Origin of the sequence: Solibacillus sp. FSL K6-1554, assembly GCF_038005185.1 — a bacterium.
In the GTDB taxonomy this organism is placed as follows: Bacteria; Bacillota; Bacilli; order Bacillales_A; family Planococcaceae; genus Solibacillus; species Solibacillus silvestris.
In genome coordinates, this window is record NZ_JBBOSS010000001.1 from 2656330 (window position 1) to 2678488 (window position 22159).

18 protein-coding genes and 1 other annotated feature are annotated in these 22159 nt (G+C 39.7%); of the genes, 1 reads left to right on the forward strand and 17 read right to left on the reverse strand.

The genetic code is table 11. The annotated features are described in order from the left end of the window. Nucleotides 1-13: 13 nt before the first annotated feature. The 6 genes from radC to MHB58_RS13290 form a co-directional block, all read right to left on the reverse strand. The gene (gene radC / locus MHB58_RS13265; RefSeq protein WP_008405196.1) at nt 14-712 is read right to left on the reverse strand and encodes a RadC family protein; all 699 of its coding nucleotides are present in this window, start codon (nt 710-712) and stop codon (nt 14-16) included. 11 nt (nt 713-723) lie between these two features. Continuing rightward, on the reverse strand, nt 724-1317 hold the full coding sequence (locus MHB58_RS13270; protein ID WP_014823332.1) for a Maf family protein: 594 nt from the start codon (nt 1315-1317) through the stop codon (nt 724-726). 105 nt (nt 1318-1422) lie between these two features. Beyond that, entirely contained in the window at nt 1423-2019 is a 597-nt protein-coding gene (locus MHB58_RS13275) for a translation initiation factor 2 (protein ID WP_340735903.1), read from the reverse strand. A gap of 240 nt (nt 2020-2259) precedes the next feature. Next, nucleotides 2260-3507: a bifunctional folylpolyglutamate synthase/dihydrofolate synthase gene (locus tag MHB58_RS13280; protein WP_340735394.1), complete on the reverse strand. Its 1248-nt coding sequence runs from the start codon at nt 3505-3507 to the stop codon at nt 2260-2262. Further along, entirely contained in the window at nt 3504-4775 is a 1272-nt protein-coding gene (locus MHB58_RS13285) for a bifunctional folylpolyglutamate synthase/dihydrofolate synthase (RefSeq protein ID WP_340735395.1), read from the reverse strand. Before MHB58_RS13285 ends, MHB58_RS13280 begins: the two co-directional genes overlap by 4 nt. Before the next feature lie 94 nt (nt 4776-4869). Further along, nucleotides 4870-7512: a valine--tRNA ligase gene (locus MHB58_RS13290; RefSeq protein ID WP_340735396.1), complete on the reverse strand. Its 2643-nt coding sequence runs from the start codon at nt 7510-7512 to the stop codon at nt 4870-4872. 57 nt (nt 7513-7569) lie between these two features. Further along, nucleotides 7570-7936: a binding site (T-box leader), on the reverse strand. 117 nt (nt 7937-8053) lie between these two features. Here MHB58_RS13290 and MHB58_RS13295 point away from each other — a divergent pair. Continuing rightward, nucleotides 8054-8245, forward strand: a complete 192-nt coding sequence (locus tag MHB58_RS13295; RefSeq protein ID WP_014823256.1) for a hypothetical protein — start codon at nt 8054-8056, stop codon at nt 8243-8245. Nucleotides 8246-8288: 43 nt separating this feature from the next. On the opposite strand, the gene MHB58_RS13300 is transcribed toward MHB58_RS13295, so the two are convergent. From MHB58_RS13300 to MHB58_RS13350, 11 genes are all read right to left on the reverse strand, one after another. Next, nucleotides 8289-8897 carry an alanine racemase gene (locus MHB58_RS13300; RefSeq protein ID WP_340735397.1) on the reverse strand — a complete coding sequence of 203 codons (609 nt, stop codon included), beginning with the start codon at nt 8895-8897 and terminating at the stop codon, nt 8289-8291. Between the two features lie 55 nt (nt 8898-8952). Further along, entirely contained in the window at nt 8953-10242 is a 1290-nt protein-coding gene (gene hemL / locus MHB58_RS13305) for a glutamate-1-semialdehyde 2,1-aminomutase (RefSeq protein ID WP_340735398.1), read from the reverse strand. A gap of 1 nt (nt 10243) precedes the next feature. Then, a complete protein-coding gene (hemB, locus tag MHB58_RS13310; protein WP_014823255.1) occupies nt 10244-11224 on the reverse strand; it encodes a porphobilinogen synthase in 981 nt (326 codons plus the stop codon). Next, entirely contained in the window at nt 11221-11964 is a 744-nt protein-coding gene (locus MHB58_RS13315) for a uroporphyrinogen-III synthase (RefSeq protein WP_340735399.1), read from the reverse strand. The genes hemB and MHB58_RS13315 overlap by 4 nt, the downstream gene beginning before the upstream one ends. Next, nucleotides 11954-12886, reverse strand: a complete 933-nt coding sequence (gene hemC / locus MHB58_RS13320) for a hydroxymethylbilane synthase (RefSeq protein WP_014823253.1) — start codon at nt 12884-12886, stop codon at nt 11954-11956. Before hemC ends, MHB58_RS13315 begins: the two co-directional genes overlap by 11 nt. A 23-nt stretch (nt 12887-12909) precedes the next feature. Further along, a complete protein-coding gene (gene ccsA / locus MHB58_RS13325; RefSeq protein WP_008405182.1) occupies nt 12910-13737 on the reverse strand; it encodes a cytochrome c biogenesis protein CcsA in 828 nt (275 codons plus the stop codon). Between the two features lie 139 nt (nt 13738-13876). Next, entirely contained in the window at nt 13877-15232 is a 1356-nt protein-coding gene (gene hemA, locus MHB58_RS13330) for a glutamyl-tRNA reductase (protein WP_008405180.1), read from the reverse strand. A 346-nt stretch (nt 15233-15578) separates the two neighbouring features. Beyond that, a complete protein-coding gene (locus MHB58_RS13335; RefSeq protein ID WP_014823252.1) occupies nt 15579-18539 on the reverse strand; it encodes a vWA domain-containing protein in 2961 nt (986 codons plus the stop codon). Nucleotides 18540-18551: 12 nt separating this feature from the next. Further along, nucleotides 18552-19985 (reverse strand): S-layer homology domain-containing protein, encoded by a 1434-nt coding sequence (locus MHB58_RS13340; protein ID WP_340735400.1) that lies wholly within the window; start codon nt 19983-19985, stop codon nt 18552-18554. A 77-nt stretch (nt 19986-20062) separates the two neighbouring features. Beyond that, nucleotides 20063-21760, reverse strand: coding sequence for a phosphate ABC transporter ATPase (locus tag MHB58_RS13345; protein ID WP_340735401.1), 1698 nt, complete (start codon nt 21758-21760; stop codon nt 20063-20065). Nucleotides 21761-21900: 140 nt separating this feature from the next. Then, nucleotides 21901-22074, reverse strand: coding sequence for a YjfB family protein (locus MHB58_RS13350; protein WP_340735402.1), 174 nt, complete (start codon nt 22072-22074; stop codon nt 21901-21903). Between the last annotated feature and the right edge of the window lie 85 nt (nt 22075-22159).

Here is a 22159-nt window from a genome sequence, read left to right on the forward strand (position 1 = left end):
GGATTCCTTAGAATTAGAAATATCCCTTTTCTTTCATGCTTATAAACTGATGATCACCGATGATAACATGGTCGAGCAAGTCGACCCCGACTATTTTACCTGCTTCATAAAGTCTTGTTGTGACATCAATATCTTCCGGACTTGGTGTCGGGATGCCGCTTGGATGGTTGTGGGAACAGATTATAGAAGCAGCGGAACGTTTTACAGCTTCGCGGAATATTTCCCGAGGGTGGACGATGCTGGCATTCAAGCTGCCAACAAAGATTGTTTGCTTATGAAGCACCTGATTTTTTACGTTGAGAAAGAGACAGACAAAATGTTCCTGCTGTAAGGACGTCATATCCTGCATTAAAAAGGTGGCTGCATCTTCCGGAGATCGAATAGTAAAGCGTTCTTCTAAATCTCTCGACGCAAGTCGTCTTCCCAGTTCAATCGCAGCGAGCAGTAAAACCGCTTTTGCTTCTCCAATTCCTTTTATCTCTGTTATTTCTTCCAGTGTTGCATGCTTTAAATTATGCAATTTTTCGAAGTTAATCAGTACCCGGTTAGCTACGGTCAACACAGACTCTCTTTTTGTCCCGGTCCCGAGCAAGATGGCGATCAGTTCCTGATTTGACAGACTCTTTGCTCCTTGGCGGATGAGGCGTTCACGCGGGCGGTCTGATTCATGAACATCATGGATTTTCATATTCAATAACGGTTGGACCGTCATTTACATCACTCCTAAAATGGTAGTTTTAGTAGTTGTAATGTAAGCATTTTTTGAACTAATGTAGCAATCGGTAAACCGACGACATTATTGTAGTCCCCTTCAATACGGTCAACGAGCATGGCGCCACTCGTTTGAATTCCGTATCCGCCTGCTTTATCGAATGGATCTCCTGTCTGAACATAGGCCTTGATCAATTGCGGAGAAATTTCTTTAAATAGTACGGATGTTACTTCTACAAAAGTATGCTCTGTTCCGTCAGCCAAAATAAGGGCTACAGCAGTCATTACTTCATGGCGATTCCCGGCAAGCTTTGTTAGATGCTCTATGGCTTCTTCCTCCGAAACAGGCTTGTGCAGTATTTGATTATTAAACACAACAATTGTATCCGCTCCGATAATACATTTCCCCTGACATTTCTTGGCCACATCACGTGCTTTCAACAATGCCACTTCTGTCACATATTCACGAGCCGTATCGACTGTTACGCTTGTTTCAACAACATCGCTCGTCACAATGGTAAACGGGATATTCAGCATTTGAAGCAGTTCCTTTCTCCTTGGTGAAGCAGAAGCTAATATTAGTTGTTCATTTGTAGTAAAATTCATTTCCAATCCTCCTACCCACTATAGTAACCGAGAAAAGGAAATTTGGACAACAGCCAACTCTAGTTGCAAATATACAAAAACAAGATTTCTGTATGTTTACATTGATTAAAATGTTACTTTCAAGCAATCCAAACTCTCAAAATAATTTATAAACATATGCAGACGAACAACATTCGGATTCGTGGAAAGCTTAGAAACTTCCGTCATAAGTGCCGTCCAGTCTTTTGGCACTTGTTGTTTGTCAATTGCTTCTTTATCTTCCAATGAGAACATTTTCGAATCTTTCAATGTGACCGGCAGCTGAAATTCTGCAGGATTAGGACAGCTGCTCATAATCGTAATTTTTTTATAAAATCCGGTCGGTACAATCGTTAATGCTGTTTCCACTTTTTCTGTGTCCAGTCGGGACCAGACAAAATACTGCTCGTCCACTTTAACAACTGCTGCCTTATTTAGCGTAGGATAAGTGCCTAAAAATTGTGCTGCACTATCAAAATTTGAAAAAACACCATGCTGCAACGCAAAATACTGTTGCTGTACTTGCTGCTCCTCGGGTGTTTGAACTGTCGGGATTGTTTCTGCAGCTTCTTCGGTTGTCGTCGGTAGTTGCAGAATAAAAACAAATAGTATGACGCCAGCAAGCCCTGTAATACTTCCAATGAACATTGCTTGAAAAATGGCATTATTCCTTAAAGCTTTCATCGTTGCCACAGCTCCATCTCTTTTTCATACAATAATAGCAAAATAGCGATAAAAAAAGAGGAGACTGCTGTCGCCTCCCTCTAAAAAGTTTTCGCTATTATTCCTCATTATTTGCAATTGAAGTCCGTTTGGTTCTATTAATTTGCTTTGCAAATCAGTTTGGACGCTTTCCACGGGCACTCGTGACCTTGGAGTCACAGGCATCGTGCTTTTCCTGTAGGAACCGTTTCTCCAGCTGCATCAGTGCATATTTCGTCGAATTTCACTTAGTAAATAAAGTGAGCCGGTTACAATTCGAACCGTGTCACCTTTTACTAAACCTTGTAAAAATTCGTTTACATCATCTATTATTTGTTTTTCCTTCGCTTGACTAAGTTCGTAAAGAGTCATTGCCTGCATTGCACGTTCATTATGAATATTGGCGAAATAAAAAGCATCACCAACTTCTTCCAATAACTGCAGAATTGTTTTGATATCCTTGTCCGCCAGTAGCCCGATAATAAATTCAATTCGCTTATTTGGAAAATTCTCTTTAACCGTATCAACCAATGACTGAATGCTTGCAGGATTATGCGCTCCGTCAAAATAAAGATTGGGGCGAATTTGTTCAAAGCGCCCGGCAAGTGTTGCATTGTTCACACCATTGCGGATTTTTTGAACATCTAGCAGCAGTTCGAATTTCTTTATAACTTCCAGAAATGCAGTAATGGCCAATACCATATTATGCCCTTGATGTTTCCCCAATAGCTGACGCTGTAAATCGGAAATAGTAATTTGCTGTAATGGGTACTCATACGTTTCTGTCCCATCAAGTTTTGTAACGAAAAAATCCTTTCCAAACTTGGATAATAGCACATTTTTTTGAATGGCTTCTTTTTCGAAAACTTCCGTAACCTCTTCTGTCATATCCCCAACGACAGCAGGACGGTTTTCTTTCAATATACCGGCTTTATGATACGCGATACTCGTTAATGTATTGCCCAAAAAATTCGTATGTTCCAAAGCAATACTCGGTACTACCGAAACAATCGGTGTCACAACATTTGTACTGTCTTCTCTGCCGCCCATGCCTGCTTCGATTAATACTAAGTCCGGACTTTGCTCAGCAAAATATAAAAGCGCAACTGCCGTCAACAGTTCAAAGTCTGTTAGTTTTCCGCTAAGCCCCGCTTTCGCCAATTGCTGAAACATCCGATCCATCTGTTCATTCGTGATTGGACGGCCATCAACCTGTATTTGGTCATGAACATCCACAATGCAAGGTGACATGAATTTCCCGACCGATAACCCGTATTCCCGTGCCATCCCTTCAATGAAAGCCAATGTTGAACCTTTTCCGTTCGTTCCCGCTAGATGAACGACATTCAGTTGTTTTTGTGGCTCACCTAACTTACGGAGCGCGAATTCAATTGCCTCCAAACCCGGCTTGATCGCTTGTTCACTTTCCACTTGCCAACGCTCTTTATATACTTCCAGTAATGGAATCATGAAATCCACTCTCTTTCTATAAACAGACTGCGCACTTCAGCGATAAAATACAAAGAGCCGGTAATAACGAGCAGCTCGTCTTCAGCCAAATGATCCATTTCTTTTTCAATTAGCACCTGCCAGTTTGAATGCATAAACTTTTTTGAATGTGTACTTTGTTCAAATAACTGCTTCGCTGTTGCTGCTCGCGGCAGATCAATTTGTGTGAAGTGCATTTCAGATGCGACATCATCCATTAACTTTATACTTACTGCATGATCCTTGTCCTGTAATGCAGCATAGACAAACTTCACTTTATGCTTCGGCGCGGTATCTTTCAAAGTTTTAATGAGGGCAGTCGTCCCTTCCGAATTATGGGCACCGTCTAAAATGACATTGTGGCGTACCCGTTCAAAACGCCCTTCCCACTTTGCATGCTGCAAGGCCAGTTTTACTTTTTGTGCATCAAACGATGAAAGGAATAAATCGGCTGCCGTAATGGCAAGCGCGGCATTCGCCTTTTGATGTTCCCCTGCCATCGCAAGTTCAATCTTGTCAATGCTGATATTGCCTCTGTAGTCAAAAAAAGCACCTTTTTGATTCTCTACATAAAAGTGTTCGCTTATCGTATAAATCGGTGCATGCTGTTGTGCTGCGGTTTGTTGAATTACCGCTAGCGCTTCCAGATTTTCTACTCCGACAACGACCGGCTTACCTTGCTTAATAATTCCGGCTTTTTCTGCGGCAATTTCCGCATACGTTTCCCCTAGCATATCTGTATGTTCAAGCGATATCGTAGTAATAACACTCACTTCCGGGGTCACAACATTTGTCGAGTCCAAACGTCCGCCAATCCCGGTTTCAAGCAAAGCGATATCCAATGATCGCTCCGAAAAGTATTTTAGGGCAAGTAATGTCATGAACTCAAAAAAGCTTGGAAACTTTCCGTCCAATTTATTTCCAACAACTTCCGCAATCTCGTTTGCAATACGTAAAAAGTCCTCATCGGAAATTTGCTGTTTATTGATCGTCACCCGTTCATTCGCACGCTCTAAATGCGGAGATATGAAGGCACCGACCGTTAAGCCATGCTCGATTAAAATCTCACGCGTTGCATTCAATGTTGAACCTTTTCCATTGGAACCTGCAAAATGAATGAATTTCGTTTTTTGTTCCGGATTGCCAAGTGCATCCAGGATAATCTTCGCCGACTGTAATGGTTCGCCTTTATATTGGCTTGCTTTTAACTTAAAAATAAAATTTGTGCACTGCTCCATCGATTGAAACATTATGTTCTCTCCCTAATACGGCTAATATGTAATATATTTTATTATAGCTGAATTAAAAGAAAGAGGTACCATTATACGGTACCTCTCTTTGGCATTACATGTTTTTCAGTTCTGCAATGCGTTTTTCAACTGTTGCGTATTTTGCTTCATAATCCGCCAGTTTTTCGCGCTCTGTTGCTACTAATGCTTCCGGTGCTTTTGAAACGAATCGTTCATTTGATAACTTTCCAGAAACTAATTTTACTTCTTTAGCCCATTTGTCGAGTTCTTTTTCAAGACGTGCGATTTCTTCTTCAATATTGATTAAGCCTGCAAGTGGCATGAAGATTTCTGCGCCTGAAACTACTGCTGACATTGCTTGTGCTGGTGCTTCAAGATTCGCCCCGATTGTTAAGCCATCCGGGTTACAGAATTTTTCAATATAGCCTTTGTTCACTTCAAGCACTGCCGATGTTTGTTCGTCTTTTGCTGAAATCGTCATCGGTACTTTTTTGCTCATTGGTGTATTCACTTCTGCACGAATATTACGTACTGAACGGATAATATCCATTAACAGCTGCATATCGCCTGCTTCTGCCGTAAAGTTGAATGCTGGGTTTACAGTCGGCCATGCAGCTACCGTAATAGACTCACCTTCATGTGGCAAGTGCTGCCAAATTTCTTCTGTTACGAATGGCATGAATGGGTGCAGTAAACGCATCGTATTGTCTAAAACGTACGCAAGAACTGAACGTGTCGTTAATTTAGCTGCTTCATCTTCACCATACAACGGCAATTTCGCCATTTCGATATACCACGAACAGAAGTCATCCCAGATAAAGTTGTAAAGTTCACGGCCTACTTCACCGAACTCGTATTTATCAGATAAAGTTGTTACACGGTCAATCGTTTCGTTCAAGCGTGAAAGAATCCATTTATCCGCTGTAGAAAGGTTACCTGTTAAATCGATTTGTTCAAATGTTAGGCCTTCCATGTTCATCAATGCAAAACGAGAAGCATTCCAGATTTTATTTACGAAGTTCCATGTAGATTCTACTTTTTCTGTAGAGTAACGTAAATCTTGACCTGGAGATGAACCTGTTGCAAGGAAGTAACGCAATGAATCCGCACCATATTGGTCGATTACATCCATCGGGTCAACCCCGTTCCCAAGAGATTTAGACATTTTGCGTCCTTCAGCATCACGAACTAAACCATGGATTAAAACGTCTTTAAATGGACGCTCGCCTGTAAATTCTTTCCCTTGGAAAATCATGCGGCTTACCCAGAAGAAGATGATATCATAGCCCGTTACCAACGTATTTGTCGGGTAGTAGCGCTTGAACATTTCAGATTCTTCATTTGGCCAATCCATTGTAGAAAACGGCCATAAAGCAGATGAGAACCACGTATCAAGAACATCTTCGTCCTGTGTCCAATTCTCAGCATCTTCAGGTGCTTCTTTTCCTACATAAAGCTCGCCTGTTTCTTTGTTGTACCAAGCTGGAATTTGATGACCCCACCATAATTGACGTGAAATACACCAGTCATGGATATTTTCCATCCAGCGGTTATATGTGTTTTCAAAACGATTTGGTACGAAGTTTACTTTTTCATTTTCATCTGCTTGCATTTTTAATGCTTCTTTAGCTAGTGGAGCCATTTTTACGAACCACTGCTTAGAAAGGTATGGTTCTACAACAGCATTCGTACGCTCTGAGTGGCCTACTTGGTGTACATGTGGCTCGATTTCTATTAATACGCCTGCCTCTTGCAAATCCGCAACAATTTGCTTACGGCATTCGAAACGATCCATACCCGCATATTTACCAGCTAAGTCATTCATTGTACCATCTTCGTTCATTACTAAAATACGTTCTAAGTTATGACGATTACCAACTTCAAAGTCGTTCGGGTCATGTGCCGGTGTCATTTTTACAACACCTGTACCGAATTCCATATCTACATAGTCATCTGCTACAATTGGAATTTCACGACCTACGATAGGTAAAATGACAGTTTTCCCTACTAAGTGTGCATAGCGCTCATCTTCCGGGTGTACAGCTACACCAGAGTCACCTAGCATTGTTTCCGGACGAGTTGTTGCAACGCGTAATTTACCTGAACCATCAGCAAGCGGGTATTCCATATGATAGAATGCGCCTTCTACTTCTTTGTGAATTACTTCGATGTCTGAAAGGGCTGTTTTGGCAGCTGGGTCCCAGTTAATAATACGCTCACCACGGTAAATGTAGCCTTTTTCGTATAATTTAACGAATACTTCTTTTACAGCATCCGATAAACCATCGTCGAGTGTGAAACGCTCTTTTGAATAGTCTAAGCCTAAACCTAATTTCGACCATTGTGCACGGATGTGAGAAGCGTATTCCTCTTTCCATTCCCATGTTTTTTCAAGGAACTTTTCACGGCCAAGATCATAGCGGGTAATACCTTCACCGCGCAATTTTTCTTCTACTTTCGCCTGTGTCGCAATACCCGCATGGTCCATACCCGGTAACCATAGTGCGTCATATCCTTGCATGCGTTTCATACGAATTAAAATATCTTGCAATGTTGTATCCCAAGCGTGGCCAAGGTGCAGCTTACCTGTTACGTTTGGCGGTGGGATAACGATAGAGTATGGTTCCTTATCGCTTGTTGGATCTGCTTCGAAAAATTTGCCTTTTAACCACCATTCATAGCGGCCGGCTTCAGTTTGCTGCGGATCGTATTTTGTTGGCATTGTAATTTCCGTCATGATGAATCTCTCCTTTGTCACCTTATTATTGGACATAAAAAAACTCCCTTCGTCTTAAAAAAGGACGAGGGAGTTAATTCGCGGTACCACCTTTATTTCCGAGCGGCTTAATTCAATCGTTCGCATTCTTCGTCTCCACTCGGCAATCCTCACGAACTATTTGTTCATTGTCGTTGCTTCGCTTCGTCGTTCCTTGACTGGCAAATGCATCTTTTCAGCATTTCCCCGTCATGCGCTCGCATAATTTCCCTTAAGCTTTTCGGCACTTCATTCGATAACGGTGTTTAACCGGATCCTAGCTACTGTTGGTTCACTAAGTCAGCTCCTAGGCTACCTTCTGCATGGTTGATGGAGAAACTTTTCAGCTACCGTTTCCTCTCTTGCCATCGATCTCATACGTACTCTTCCTAATCTTCGCTTCAATTATATAGTTGCACTTTATTTTAAGCTGTTTTTAATGAAATATCAAGCACGAATGGCGAATATACTTTAACACGTTATCCGTTCTCTTCACATATACTATGCAAAAGGAGTCTGGACATTGCGAAAAAACTACAATCCATATTTATTGCCTCCATGGCTGAGAAAATTCCGTTTCTTTATGCGCCATTGTATTTTGCCGATTACGATTTTTCAGGCGATCCGAACGGTCTTGCTTCCGACAACGGGTGATATATTATTGCTGGCCCTTCTAATTTTATTTACTTACTTATTGCTCACAGATTTCATTTAACAAAAAAATGTTCCGTAAGCTTCAATTCTTACGGAACATTTATTTATTTTTTTATTTGTATTTGTACACGGCTATACGCATCGGCCAACTGTTCCAGGAAGTCAAGCTCATGTGGAACGGTTTGGGCCAGCTGCGTTGATTCTACCTCTACTTCTGCTTCTACTTCTTTTTCCGCTTGAAGTCGGGGTTGTACTTCTTCTACAGGCTTTTGCTCCAAAACGATTTCTTCAACTGGTGCGGGCTTCTCAACTCCAGCTATTGCTTGTACTTTCTTTTCCACATCACAATGGACAGCCCAGCTGCATGAGCAGTAGCCATTATTTGGTTCTACTTTTATGTCATTTATGCGAAGTGAGACAGATTCAATATCATCGTTTGGAAAATCTACTGAAAAAGGCAGGGCATATTCGAAATAACCATGATCTTTTTCAATATCCATATGCTCGATATAGATACCTTCCTCCGTTTCATCCTCGCGTGCTACATGATCAAATTGAATATTTCCTTTTACTACATAAATTCCTCTTACTACGACGGAATCTTCATTAATTTCTTCATGCCATTTCGGTTCTACTACTATTTTAGAATTCTCTTGAACATTTCCTAATTGCTTTGGAAATGTAAATGTCTCTTTCATTTCCCACTGTTGCATAAAAAATCCCCTCCCTACGCTTACATTATGCATAGAAAGGGAATTTATGATTTAATTATCGTGCTAATTTTCCAAAGACATTATGGAATGCCTGAACTGTTTTTGCGATTTGTTCTTCCGTATGCGCTGTTGAAATAAATAGTCCTTCAAATTGTGAAGGCGGCAAGAAAATTCCTTCTTCAGCCATCAGTTTAAAGTATTCAGCAAATAGCTCTAAATCCGAACTTTTTGCCGAATCAAAATCAATTACATCTTCGTTTGTAAAGAAGAAACCAATCATCGACCCTGCGCGATTCACTGTATGTGGAATATTGTATTTCGTCGCTGCTGCACGGAAACCTTCTTCCAACTGGTCTCCTAGCTTGCGGAAGTATTCATAAGAGTCTTTGTTTAAGCGGCTTAATGTTTCATAGCCGGCTGTCATAGCAAGTGGATTACCTGATAATGTGCCTGCTTGATAAATCGGGCCTGCCGGAGCGATTTTTTCCATAATTTCACGCTTTCCGCCAAATGCACCAACCGGTAAACCTCCGCCGATTACTTTCCCTAAACAAGTAAGGTCAGGTGTAATTCCGTAATATTCCTGGGCACAGCCATAGTCTACACGGAAGCCTGTCATTACTTCATCGAAAATTAAAACCGTTCCATTTTCTTCTGTCAGCTTACGCAACCCTTCCAGGAAACCTGGCTGTGGCGGAACAACACCCATATTGCCTGCAACCGGTTCTAAAATAACTGCCGCCAAATCAGCGCCGAATTTTTCGAATACTAATTTTGCTGATTCCAAGTCATTGTATGCAACCGTTAGTGTATTTTTGGCAATATCAGCCGGAACACCAGGTGAGTCAGGTAAACCAAGCGTCGCAACACCCGAACCCGCTTTTATAAGCAGCGAATCCCCATGACCGTGATATGAACCTTCAAATTTTAAAATTTTATCGCGTCCTGTAAATCCACGCGCTAAGCGAAGTGCAGACATTGTTGCTTCTGTTCCTGATGATACGAAACGAATCATTTCCATTGACGGCAAACGGTCCATTACAAGTTTCGCCAATTTGTTTTCGGAAACAGTTGGTGCACCAAATGATGCGCCTTTAGCTGCCTGATCCTGAATAGCCGAAACAACTTCCGGGTGTGCATGTCCTAAAATTAACGGACCCCACGATAGGACATAGTCAATATATTCATTGCCATCGATATCTTTAATAACTGCACCTTTGCCTGAATCCATAAATATCGGATCCAAGTTTACTGATTTAAATGCACGTACAGGAGAGTTTACTCCTCCTGGCATTAAATCAACCGCTTCTGTGAATGCTGCTTTTGACTTTTCATAACTACGCATATTATTTTTCCTCCAACCAACGACAGACGTCTTTTGCATGATAAGTAATGATTAAATCCGAACCTGCACGTTTCATACCTAATAATGTTTCTAGTACAACTGCTTTTTCATCAATCCAGCCATTTTGTGCAGCTGCTTTTACCATTGAATATTCGCCTGAAACATTATATGCCACAACAGGCAGCGGGAAGCTGTTTTTCACATCACGGATAATATCCAAATATGCTAATGCCGGTTTCACGATTAGGAAATCTGCACCTTCTTCAACGTCGGAAGTTGCTTCACGAATCGCTTCCATTCGATTGGAAGGATCCATTTGATACGTTTTACGGTCACCGAATTGTGGTGCCCCTTCCGCTGCTTCACGGAATGGTCCGTAATAGCTTGAAGCGTATTTCACCGCATACGACATAATCGGAATATGCTGGAAGCCTGCTGCATCCAAACCTGCACGAATTGCCGTTACAAAGCCGTCCATCATGTTTGACGGAGCAATAATATCAGCACCGGCTTTTGCTTGAGAAACTGCTGTACGTGCCAACACATCAAGTGATGGATCATTTAAAACTTGTTCGCCTTCAATGACACCACAATGACCGTGGTCCGTAAATTCACATAAGCAAGTATCTGCTACGACTAGAAGCTCTGGATGACGCTCTTTAATTAAGCGCGTCGCCTTCTGTACAATCCCATGATCATGGAAAGCACCAGTGCCGACTGCATCCTTTTCTTCAGGAATTCCGAACAGTAATACCGCACGAATGCCTAGATCTACAATTTCATCCATTTCAGCAGCCAAATTATCTAATGATAACTGGAACACGCCCGGCATTGAACTTACAGGGTTTTTAATATTTTCACCTTCAATAATAAACAACGGATAAATAAGGTCTTCTTTTTGTAGGTATGTTTCTTTTACGAGTGCACGCATCGCTGCATTTTGACGTAAGCGACGGTGACGTTGGAAATATAGTTCTGTCATTTTGTCTGTTCCTCCAGGATGAGCTGTTCAATTACAGCTTGCATCGTATAGATTTTCGGTTGCACCATTGGCTGTACCCCATGCTTTTCAAGGGCCGCTGTTGTTACATGACCAATCGATGCAAATTTCACATTTTGCCAAGCTACATGCGGCACAATATGCTCAGCATAAATATCAACCGCAGAAGGGCTGGCGAATATTACAATCGGTTGTTTTTCGGTCAGCAGGCACTGTGTTAACTGCGCAAAATATATACTGCACGGACGTGTTTCATAAACGGTCCATTCATCTGCTCCGGTACCTTTGTGTATCGTTTTTTTCGCCTTCGATCCGCGTATAAATAGTGCACGTTCCCCTGGCATCATTGAAAATTCCTTCACAAATACATCAGCACTGTAAACAGTTGGCATAAAATGAATTTTATAGCCGTGCCCCTTTAATAAAGCAGCTGTCTTTTCACCGACAGCTGCAATTTTCATTGTTGCAGGAATCGTCTGTTCATGCCGTATACATTTATCGACAAAGCTTTTCACCGCATTTTGACTCGTAAAAATGAGCCAATGATAGGCCTGTAATTCCTGAAGATAGAATTTATCTTCCTTAGAAATCTTTTCTACTGTTTCGATTAATGGATAATTATAAACTTTCCCGTGATGTTGCTCAATCAATTGCTCTACAGTTCTTACAACAGCCGACCCTGTAATAATCAATGTTTTTCCTAAGAGTGCATTACTCGGCATCTAACTCAGCCTTTACTTTTTGAATTAAGTCAAAGGCACCTTGCTCTGTTAATTTTGCGGCAACTGCTTTACCAACCGCATCCGCATCTGTACCTGTCAACGTTTCTTTATACGTTACAGAAGCATCCGGTGCTGCCACTAGACCAGTTAAAGTAATTGTGTCACCTTCTACTGTTGCATAGCCAGCAATCGGGACTTGGCAGCCGCCATCCATTGCAGCTAAGAATGAACGCTCGGCATGTGCTGTAGCCCATGTAGTGGCGTCTGTTAATTTTGTCAGTTGTTCAAGCAGCTCCGTATCATCCGCACGGCATTCAATACCTAATGAACCCTGTGCAACTGCCGGAAGGCAAATATCTGTATCTAAATATTCCGTAACGACTTCATCGCTCCAGCCAAGTCGTTTCAAGCCTGCTGCAGCTAAAATAATCGCATCGAAATCTTCAGTTTCCAGTTTTTTTAGACGTGTATCGACATTTCCGCGAATCCACTTAATTTCAAGATCTGGACGTGCTTGTAATAATTGTGCGCTACGACGTAATGAACTCGTTCCAACGATTGCCCCTTTTGGCAGATCAGCAAATTTCACATGACCATTTGAAATAAAGGCATCGCGCGCATCTTCTCGTGGAGGGATACAGCCAATGATCAACCCTTCCGGCAATACGGCAGGCATATCTTTCATCGAGTGCACGGCAAAATCGATTTCTTTATCATATAGAGCTTGCTCGATTTCTTTAACGAATAGTCCTTTACCGCCAACTTTAGAAAGCTGTACATCTAAAATGCGGTCGCCTTTTGTTACAATTTCCTTAACTTCAAAATCAAATGGTACGCCAGCCTCTTTTAGCTCATTAATAAACCAGTTTGTTTGTGTTAATGCTAATTTACTTTTTCGGGATCCTACAATAATTTTTCTCACGTTACTCCGACCTTTCTATTCTGCTAAACCCACAGATGGAAATTTGATAATTTGCTGCCGAGGAAGAAATTAATGACTACGAGTAAAAATAAATAAACATGCACTTTAGCATATACCATGCCAATTAATTTTCCTCTCTGATGCAGCAAGAAAATAATTAAGTAAACTATCGATACGATAAACGAACCTAATATTTTCACATCGAAAATTGAAACATTCTCTAATGTTAAAAATGCCCATTCTAATCCTAAAATTAAACTTATTAATAGCAATGGAATACCAATAATGGTTGATAAATTAATCCATTTCACCATTTGCTGTAAACTTGGCAAACGTGACCATAAATTAGTAAGCTTTTTTCGTTTTAATATGCGATATAAAATTAAATATAGCAGCGAGAAGACAAACGCAACAGAAAAAGCTGCGTATGACACAATCGCAAAACTAATATGGATTAGCAGCATTTCAGAAACTAATGAATCACCGACAATCTGATCGTTCGTTTGCGGCGCAAATAAATGGATTGTCATAAATACAAAGCTCAATACATTAATAAAAAACACTGGTAAATCTACTCGTACAATGCAATGAAGGACGATAGAAAGTGTCGTTAAGAGCCATGCATAAAAGAATACTCCTTCATACAACGATAAAATCGGAAATCTCTTCGTTTCAATGATAAATAAGACGATAAATAAAGTTTGTAACACCCAAACAATAGAAACAAACCAAAAAGCTACACGTCTGAATTTTATATTTTTATAAAGATAGTCTGTGAAATATAGTACGATACAGAGCCCATAGAGAATGATCATGAGCTCATATAATCTTGTCATTACCATTTCTGTCATATGCACCCTTCTCCTGATGGAAACTTACTAAAAAAGCGCTTTCGCTATCTATAATTTTACCATATAGATACGAAAACGCTTATGTTTTATTTGAATAAAGTGCTTCAATAAGGCTCAATGTCTATTGGCTATTGTTCAATTAATAAGATAACCCTGGTTTTAAGGTTACCTCTTTTGCTGTTTCACTTCTTTTCACTTCCGGGCGTAATTGCTGAACTTCATGCTGCACTTCATCTTCAATACCGAAGATTTGCTGGAACAATGCAAGCTGTGCTTCCGCATTTTTCTCGTTTGCAAGTTCTTTTGCTTGTAGAATCGGCGTTTTCAATAGCTGGTTAATAATCGATTTTGTATGCTTGTTTAAAATTTTGCGTTCGCGCTCTGTTAAATTCGGCATTTTGTTTTCGATACTCAACATTGTTTCTTCTTGAATAGATGCCGCTTTTTTGCGTAAGGCAGAAATAACAGGAACAACACCAAGTGTATTAAACCAATCTTTAAATTGAATAATTTCCTCTTGAATCATCGCTGTAATTTCATTTGCCGCACGTTCACGTTCAGCCAAGTTTGCTTGTACAATTCCTTGAAGGTCATCAATATCGTACAGGAATACATTGGACACATCGCCAATACGCGGATCTAAATCACGCGGTACCGCAATATCGACCATAAATAAAGGATCGCCTTTACGGAATTTCGCTACATCTTTCATTAAGTCATAATCGATGACATAATCTGTTGCCCCAGTTGAACTGATTAAAATATCAGCTTCCAGCAGCGTACATTGAAGTTCATTCATTGCTTTCGCATCTCCATCAAATTTCGATGCCAAGTTTTGGGCTTTTTCAAATGTACGGTTAATAACCGTTACTTTTCCTACACCATTTCCGTATAGGTTTTGAATTGCAAGTTCGCCCATTTTACCGGCACCTAAAATGGCTACATGCTTATCTTTCAAGGAACCAAAGATTTTTTTGGCAAGCTCTACGGCAGCATAAGAAACAGAAACAGCATTTTCCCCAATCGCTGTTTCACTATGGGCACGTTTTGCAAATGTTACTGCCTGTTTAAATAGTTGGTTGTAAACTGTACCAGTTGTACCAATTTCCTGACCTTGTAAAAAACTTTTCTTTACTTGTCCTAAAATTTGCGTTTCTCCAAGCACCATTGAATCAATACCAGCCGTTACACGGAATAAATGGTTCAATGAATCATCTTCTTCACGGATGAATAAGTGATCCTCAAACTGTTCCATCGGTATGTTAAACCAGTTCGCCAAAAATTGTTTAATATAATAGCGACCAGTGTGTAATTGATCAACAACCGCATAAATTTCTGTACGGTTACAAGTAGAGATGATTACATTTTCCAATATGCTTTTTTGCTTTTGTAGCGCTTCCATAGCATTCGGAAGATCCGATTCGATAAACGAGAGCTTTTCACGAATTTCTACTGGCGCTGTTTTATAATTCAGGCCTACTACTAATGTATGCATGAATCCCCACACCTCACACGTTCTAATTCATAGATTTTATTGTAACATAATTGCAGCATGATTCTAGTTTAGTTTGTGAACATGACATGAAAGTATATACTAAACCTACTTAATTAAATCCAAAAACAACTTTTAAATTGTCAGCGGATAACTGAACCTTTGTATATATACCCTAACTTCAGAAAAATACATCTTGTCCCAAAGAGAGCAAGATGAAGTCCATTCCAAAATGAATCGGGAATTGTTAAATTAGAATTATTCTAATGTAAGTTTAACAAAGTTCGACACAGATTTCAATCATTCAAACTAAAAAAGAAGCTCACTTTATAAGTGAGCCTCTATTTTGTCACATATTATGAATTTTAGTCCCAATAATATTGCCGGTTGCATCAATTGCCTGGAATTCAACCTCTACATATAAATCAAATTCCGGGAACTCATAAAGGTTCGGTCGATGCATATAACGAGAAGAACCTCGTGCAGGCAAGTCGTATTTAACATCCCCACTCGGTGAAATGAAGACAACGCGAACACCTTTTACATTGTCACATCCTGTATTTACATCTGCCAGGATTGTTACTTTTGATGTTTCGATACGAACATCGGTATTGTTAAAGATTGTATCCCCTACTAGACAACTATTATTCATAACAGGTGTTTTACATAAAATTGTCGTAATGATTGCTTGCAAAGAGCCGTGCAAGTTTTCAATCGATGTAATATTTTGATATGTGCCATTTGTTTCGGACGAAATATCTTTCAGTAGTTTCTCATTTACCGTTGTATATGACCCAACAGAGACAGTGTGAATTGCAATTCCTTTTAGTTTTGCATCTCTCAGCACCTGTTCGAGTCCATTGCTGTTCGAATAACCGTCAGTAACTAGTACAATAGCTTTGCTCGTATACTGGTTTGTCGTGAAATTACCGATTGCTGTTTCAAGGGCTTTCACAATATTTGTCGATCGGTTTTCATTTTTATACGTTAACAAACTATCGATACTTGAAACAATATCCGCTTTGTCTGTTGCTTCGTGATTTGGACGATTATTAAAGCGATATACATGACTAGGGTTTGCCCCGATTTGTTTAATCGTTTGCTTCACTTTATTCGCTGTATAATTTTTCGCATCGCGTGCTTTCATCGAACCAGAGTGGTCTACAACAAACATAACTTCCGATTCAACGGAACATAAATTGTTTTCATAACGCGGGTTGGCAAAGATTTGTTCAGAGACCGTTGTATTTTTCAGGCTTTGAACGACCTTATCGTAACGTGGATCCAAATCGATCAACCGCGCCTTTACTTGCGCTTTACCGTATAAAATATCATCAAAGTAAACTACCGCGGATCCGCGGCTGCCTGTGCCGTTATTATAGTCTTTCGTATTTGTATCGAATGATACGACACGTGTTTTGCCGTTGAAAGTTACTTCCACCGTGCCTTTATAATCGGTAATAATAACCCCGCCTGGTGCGACAAGGTTGACGATTACTTTTGTATATCGGTCCATGCCTTCCGGACGCTGCTGCAGCTCTTTACCTGCAAGCAAAACCTTAATTTTTGCAACGGCACCTTCGAGCTTCCCGATTATATCCGCATAATCTTTTCGCAGTAAGTTTTTGTCGATTTGGCCTAAACGATCATACATCGCCTTAATGACCTCTACCGATTCTTCATGTGCTAATGTTACCTGGTCTGCAATCGGTAAAAATTTGTCTGTCAAATAAATAATGACCGCATGGAGCATTGAATCGAATGCTTCCGTATCTTCTTCACTCATGACACCTTGCAAATCATATGTCGCGCGTCCCTCATTGTTGACCGTGTACATTACTTTAGCACTGCCGAGACCGCCCCAAGAAGATTCCTCTTTTGGTCCTTCAATCATATAGTCAAGAATTTGTTCAAACAGCCAAACCGATATAATTTGACCTTCCAGCTTCAAATCTGCATTCCCGTATTGAATTTCCTTGGAAGTAACCTGGCCTTGTGTCAGTTTTCCGTCAGCAGTTGTATAGCTTTCCCATTTAGACCCTGTCATCACTTTTAAGTCCGGATCGTAGTTTGAGATTGTTATAACCCCGTTTTGTGTAAATGGTACTGTCGTTGTCCCTACAACACCTTGAGGTAATGCCGGTAAAGGTCTAACGCCAGGGTCAACCGTTCCGCCATTCCACTCTGTCTGTTCAGGATCGAACACTTCATAAGAAATACGAAGTTCTGCTTTTGGCACATAGCGCACAGACGCTTCAATCACCTGATTTTTGTATGTGTAATACTTTTCTGATGGATTAATCATCTCAAAGCGAATTGTATCCACTACTGACTTCGTTAAAGCTGGTGCCGTTACATATACGCTAAGCTGTGGTCCATCGGTATAGACCGTTGTGGATTGACCGCTTGTACTTGTATTCGTTTCGGAAACTTTTGCCCCTGCTTTTGAAGTTACTTTAAATGCCAATGATTCATCATATGAAATGTCATTGCCGTAGCTATCTCGCAGATCAATTGTGATTAATGTGGAATCAACACCGTTTGCTGTAAGTTCCTCGTTTTCTACATTTATTTTTTTAACTGCTTTATAAACATCCGGACGTGTCGTTTTATCATCCGTATTTTCACCTGGTGTTGTCGGTATTGTCACAGTGCCGTTTTTACTCTCAACAAAGTTTACCGGTAATGTAATTTTATTATTATCTTTGCCAGCAGGTGTACTTGCCAGACCTTCAATTGCCAGTTTCCCTTGCTGATTGATTCGGTACATGAAGACTGCCATATCACCGCGATTAATATTGCGTGTCGGCTTATAGTCCTCGTATGTTTGCTTTCCTGTTGTACCTGTCGTAATTTCGTTCATATACAAATATCTGACCGCCTGAATCTCGGATAAATCAAGACCATTTACCGCCGCATAAAGCCGCGCAAAATGTCCGCGTGAAATATTGGCATTGCGTTTCGATTTATTATTTACACCATATAACGGAATATTCAAGTCGCCATAATATTCATAGAGCATATCTTTATCATTTGTACTGAAATGATAGTTTTTGTCCATCTTCGCCAAAAACTGCAGCATTTGCCATTCCATTACGAGTGTTCCGGACTGGAATTTGTTTCCTTTGTACAACTGCAAATAATCATTATCTATTGTCCATTTGGCTGCTTTATACTTCGAATTTTTTTTCGATATATCCGAAATTTGCTTACTTGCAGCTTCCGTTTCCGTAGCACCGAACGGAAATACTACGGAGAATACTAGAAGACAACATAGCAGCATGGCCATTAGTTTCTTTGTTTTACTCATGTTTGCAACCCCTTAGTTAAAAAACAGAATATTGTCTCGGTAATTTTCTTTTAAATCTGTTTCTAAATAACGTAAAAATCGTTCAATGATTGCAGAAGATTGTGCACGTGTTAATGTAGCTTTCGGATTGAAATACCCTTCACTTCCTGACATTAACCCTAACTGCGTTGCGACATAAATCGCATCGCGTGCATAATCCGTAATTTTGTAATCATCTTTATAGTCTGTAGTATAGCCAGGCTCAGGTGCTTTACCTTCCAGCCCAAGTGCGCGTACTAAAATTGTCGCTGCCTGCTGACGTGTTAAAAAACCGTCCGGATCGAATGTTGTTGGTGTTTTCCCTTTAATAACGCCTTTATCAACCGTTGCCACTAAGTAATTGTAATCTTTTACTGTACGTTTCACGTCTTTAAAAATAGATGGCTGTGTCTTTTTGCGGTTCGTTTCTTCCAATACACGCAGATCGATTGCTTTACCAATGGCAATTGCAAAATCATAGCGCTGAACAGGTGTATTGGGTGAGTAGAAGTTCGATTGATCATCTAATATGCCCAGTGAATAAAGTTTCTCAATTTGCACGCGTGCCCAGTTCGAAGATAAATCTCGGAATTTTGGAATTTTCAGCATTTCAAGCTTTGGCATATAGTCGATGTTGCTTGCGACTGTTCCTTCACTAGCAGGCAAGTCGTATTCATATTCCGATAATGAATCAGCAGAGCTAATCGTTTTATAGTTACCGTTAAAACTAGATAACGATGCATCATTTTCGTTATATTCCAATGTTCGCGACTTGGATGTTGATACTTTGTTTTTCACTGTACCAATCGTTCCATCATCAAACTCAATCTCGAAATCCGTAATTTGTGTTTCAGTAGCCCCCCAGAAGTTTTCATATCCTTCATTGCGGCTATCTACATGTACTGTAATTGTTTTTGTAACGGCATCTTTGCTACGTCCTGTCGTTTCGGTATATGTTTTACGTGCAATCGCATTTCCTGAATAATAGTCGGATGCCGGACGCTTGTCTGTAATCGTACTTTTAGAAAGCTGGTAATCGGCCAATGTATAGGTTCTGTCACCAACCGTAATTTTTTCAGTAAATTTTGTAACTTCACCCGTTGCCGAACTTTGCCCAACTTGGTCATAGTTTGTGACATCGTATGTATACGTAAAATTCCGTGTTAGCTTTTCCCCATTTGGCCCTGCCAACGTAAACTTATATGTTTCGGTTAACTTGCCTTTAGATTCCCTCGTTGATATCGTTATATTTTTATTTGTCCCTGTAAATTTAATCGGCTTTCCTGTTAAGAAAAAGTATTCTTCATACTCATATTCGTTTTTTATGCCGCCTGTTAGATCAATAGATTGTGCGGAACTTGATGAAGGGAGCAGCATCAGAAAAAATGAGCATGCCACTAGGAAGGTGAAGCAAAGTTTCTTTCTCACAAATTTGTCCCTCATTTCTTTATGATTCACTTATTATGAAATGGCATGCGAGAAACCGGTCCCGCATGCCTTTTTAATTAGTTTACTAATAATACATAAACTTCCGATGTTGAACGTGCAATCGCTGTAACATGATCTGCTTTTTTAATATCAGATATGTCGATTACTTCCCCATCTTTAATAACCATTGCTTTTGATAGGTCGAGCGAAAGTGAACCGAATCGGTAACTCCAGTGACCATCTTTGTTCCACTGGCTGGTGTTAACAACCGATATCTTTTTCGTATTGAAATTAATCGAACTTACACGGCCAGTTAATGTTAACGTAGCCAGTTTTTCATTTGGCACAAAATGAATGCCCTCAATATGACCATCATTTACAAAGAAGTATCCGTAATATGGATTTGGTGAATTTGTGTAATTATCATACAAATCGAGATCCAGTTCCGGAATGACTTTAAATTGCTTTGTTCCATCCAGTTCTGAGGCGATTGTTGAATTACTGTAAGCAAATGATGCAATGGAATTATCCGTATTCCAGAAATGATTATCGAAACGTTGTAAGTCTGATAACTCCACTTCATATGCATCTAAGTCCGCCACATTAATTCGACCAAAGTAAAGTTTGTATTTTGATAGATTCGGTGCTAAATAACCATCATTTGTTATATTGACGATATGGGCATAATCACTCTTAATCGCCCCATCTGTTAATACAAATGCCGTTGTCGATATTGGATTTTGCGCTAAATCAAGGGCAATAAGTCCTTCAGGTTCAACTAAACGGCCATTGCGAATCAAGATTGAACCGTTATGATAATTTAATTTTAATGAATTTTTAAGTTGCAGTGTGTTCACACCAAGATTGACACTTGTAATAGGTTGATAGAATGTACGCTCATTTTTAGCTAATACGATAATTTTATCGATTACTTCTTTGCTGAACTGAGTTTTTGTTACAAAATAAAGCTCGCTATTATTATATTTTTTTAATTGGCTTTTTGAGATTTTTTTATTTCCTACGTAAATGCTTGTACTGTTCGTAAAATTAAATGTTGCTTGTGTTTTCGTTTTTACTGTTCCAAAGCGCCAGTTTAGTAAAGGATGCGCATTTTTAACATTTAGCGTATTTTTGTTTGTATTAACTGTATTTAAATCTGCTTTATATAATTCCGCTACCATATTTGCTGTGCTCATAATTGTAATTTCAGCTATACGGGAAGTATTGGCTGTTGCAAATTTTAGACGGACACGGTCTCCAACATAAAGTGTGCTTAAATCTACAGATGAGTTTCCTTTGAAAACTTCCGTATTGTTTGTCACTGAATAATTTTTAGTTGAGGAACCGTCGACCTTTACACGTAGCTGCAAACCGTTCGGATCAATTTGTGTGACAACACCGGTTACTTGTTTGCTGTTTTCGACGATTGAACCGCCTTCTACATTTGTAGAGCCACGCATTTCCGTAATTTTGCCCAAGTTTACTTTTATCGTGACACTCATGCCTGCTTTAAATCCATCAATCGTTGTCAGCGTACTATTAATATAGTATTTACTAGTATTGGCAAGGTTAAATGTTGCAGTTTTGCCTGCACTATTTTTTAATATGACACTTTTTAATGTTCGTGTGACATTTCCCTTCTTATCTTCTGTTTCATTATAATTCGCTTTCATAAATGTATATGTATTCGATGCTGCTTCAGCTTTTTGCACTGTTGGTAAGATCGCTAAAGCAATTGTAATTGCTATCAATACGGTAATGAGTTTTTTAAGCAATTTTCCTGCCTCCTTCTTTCAGTAACTATTTCAATTCATAGTAAACGCCCGGAATATTTGTAGTTAATACCAAATATTGTTACAAGGCCTATTTTAGTGTAACAAAATTGCCGACTATTGGCATTGATTGTCGAAATTATTTATACGTAAATATCGATTGTTTTACCTAATATGGGGTGTGATGCATTGATCACTTCGACTATTTGTTTCGCATTATCTTGCTTAAAATCCATCGCTTTTTTCGTCATGGTCAATGAAACATTTTGTATCAATTCGTTATGTTTCACCGACATCGCTAATGCAGCAATATCCAAATGTACACCTCCTATTTACCTTTATCGGCAAAATACTATGAATATCAAGTAGTTATTATAATTTACGAGAGTAAATTGGCCAAAA

Bases quoted from the DNA above. Each gene is read 5' to 3' on its own strand.
- MHB58_RS13315 (WP_340735399.1), bottom strand. From the start codon at position 11,964: ATGCCGAGTAATGCACTCTTAGGAAAAACATTGATTATTACAGGGTCG.
- MHB58_RS13270 (WP_014823332.1), bottom strand. From the start codon at position 1,317: ATGAATTTTACTACAAATGAACAACTAATATTAGCTTCTGCTTCACCA.
- MHB58_RS13300 (WP_340735397.1), bottom strand. From the start codon at position 8,897: ATGCAACAGTGGGAAATGAAAGAGACATTTACATTTCCAAAGCAATTA.
- MHB58_RS13285 (WP_340735395.1), bottom strand. From the start codon at position 4,775: ATGTTTCAATCGATGGAGCAGTGCACAAATTTTATTTTTAAGTTAAAA.
- ccsA (WP_008405182.1), bottom strand. From the start codon at position 13,737: ATGACAGAAATGGTAATGACAAGATTATATGAGCTCATGATCATTCTC.
- hemB (WP_014823255.1), bottom strand. From the start codon at position 11,224: ATGACAGAACTATATTTCCAACGTCACCGTCGCTTACGTCAAAATGCA.
- MHB58_RS13280 (WP_340735394.1), bottom strand. From the start codon at position 3,507: ATGATTCCATTACTGGAAGTATATAAAGAGCGTTGGCAAGTGGAAAGT.
- hemL (WP_340735398.1), bottom strand. From the start codon at position 10,242: ATGCGTAGTTATGAAAAGTCAAAAGCAGCATTCACAGAAGCGGTTGAT.
- MHB58_RS13335 (WP_014823252.1), bottom strand. From the start codon at position 18,539: ATGAGTAAAACAAAGAAACTAATGGCCATGCTGCTATGTTGTCTTCTA.
- radC (WP_008405196.1), bottom strand. From the start codon at position 712: ATGACGGTCCAACCGTTATTGAATATGAAAATCCATGATGTTCATGAA.
- MHB58_RS13290 (WP_340735396.1), bottom strand. From the start codon at position 7,512: ATGACGGAAATTACAATGCCAACAAAATACGATCCGCAGCAAACTGAA.
- MHB58_RS13275 (WP_340735903.1), bottom strand. From the start codon at position 2,019: ATGAAAGCTTTAAGGAATAATGCCATTTTTCAAGCAATGTTCATTGGA.
- hemA (WP_008405180.1), bottom strand. From the start codon at position 15,232: ATGCATACATTAGTAGTAGGCCTGAATTATAAAACAGCGCCAGTAGAA.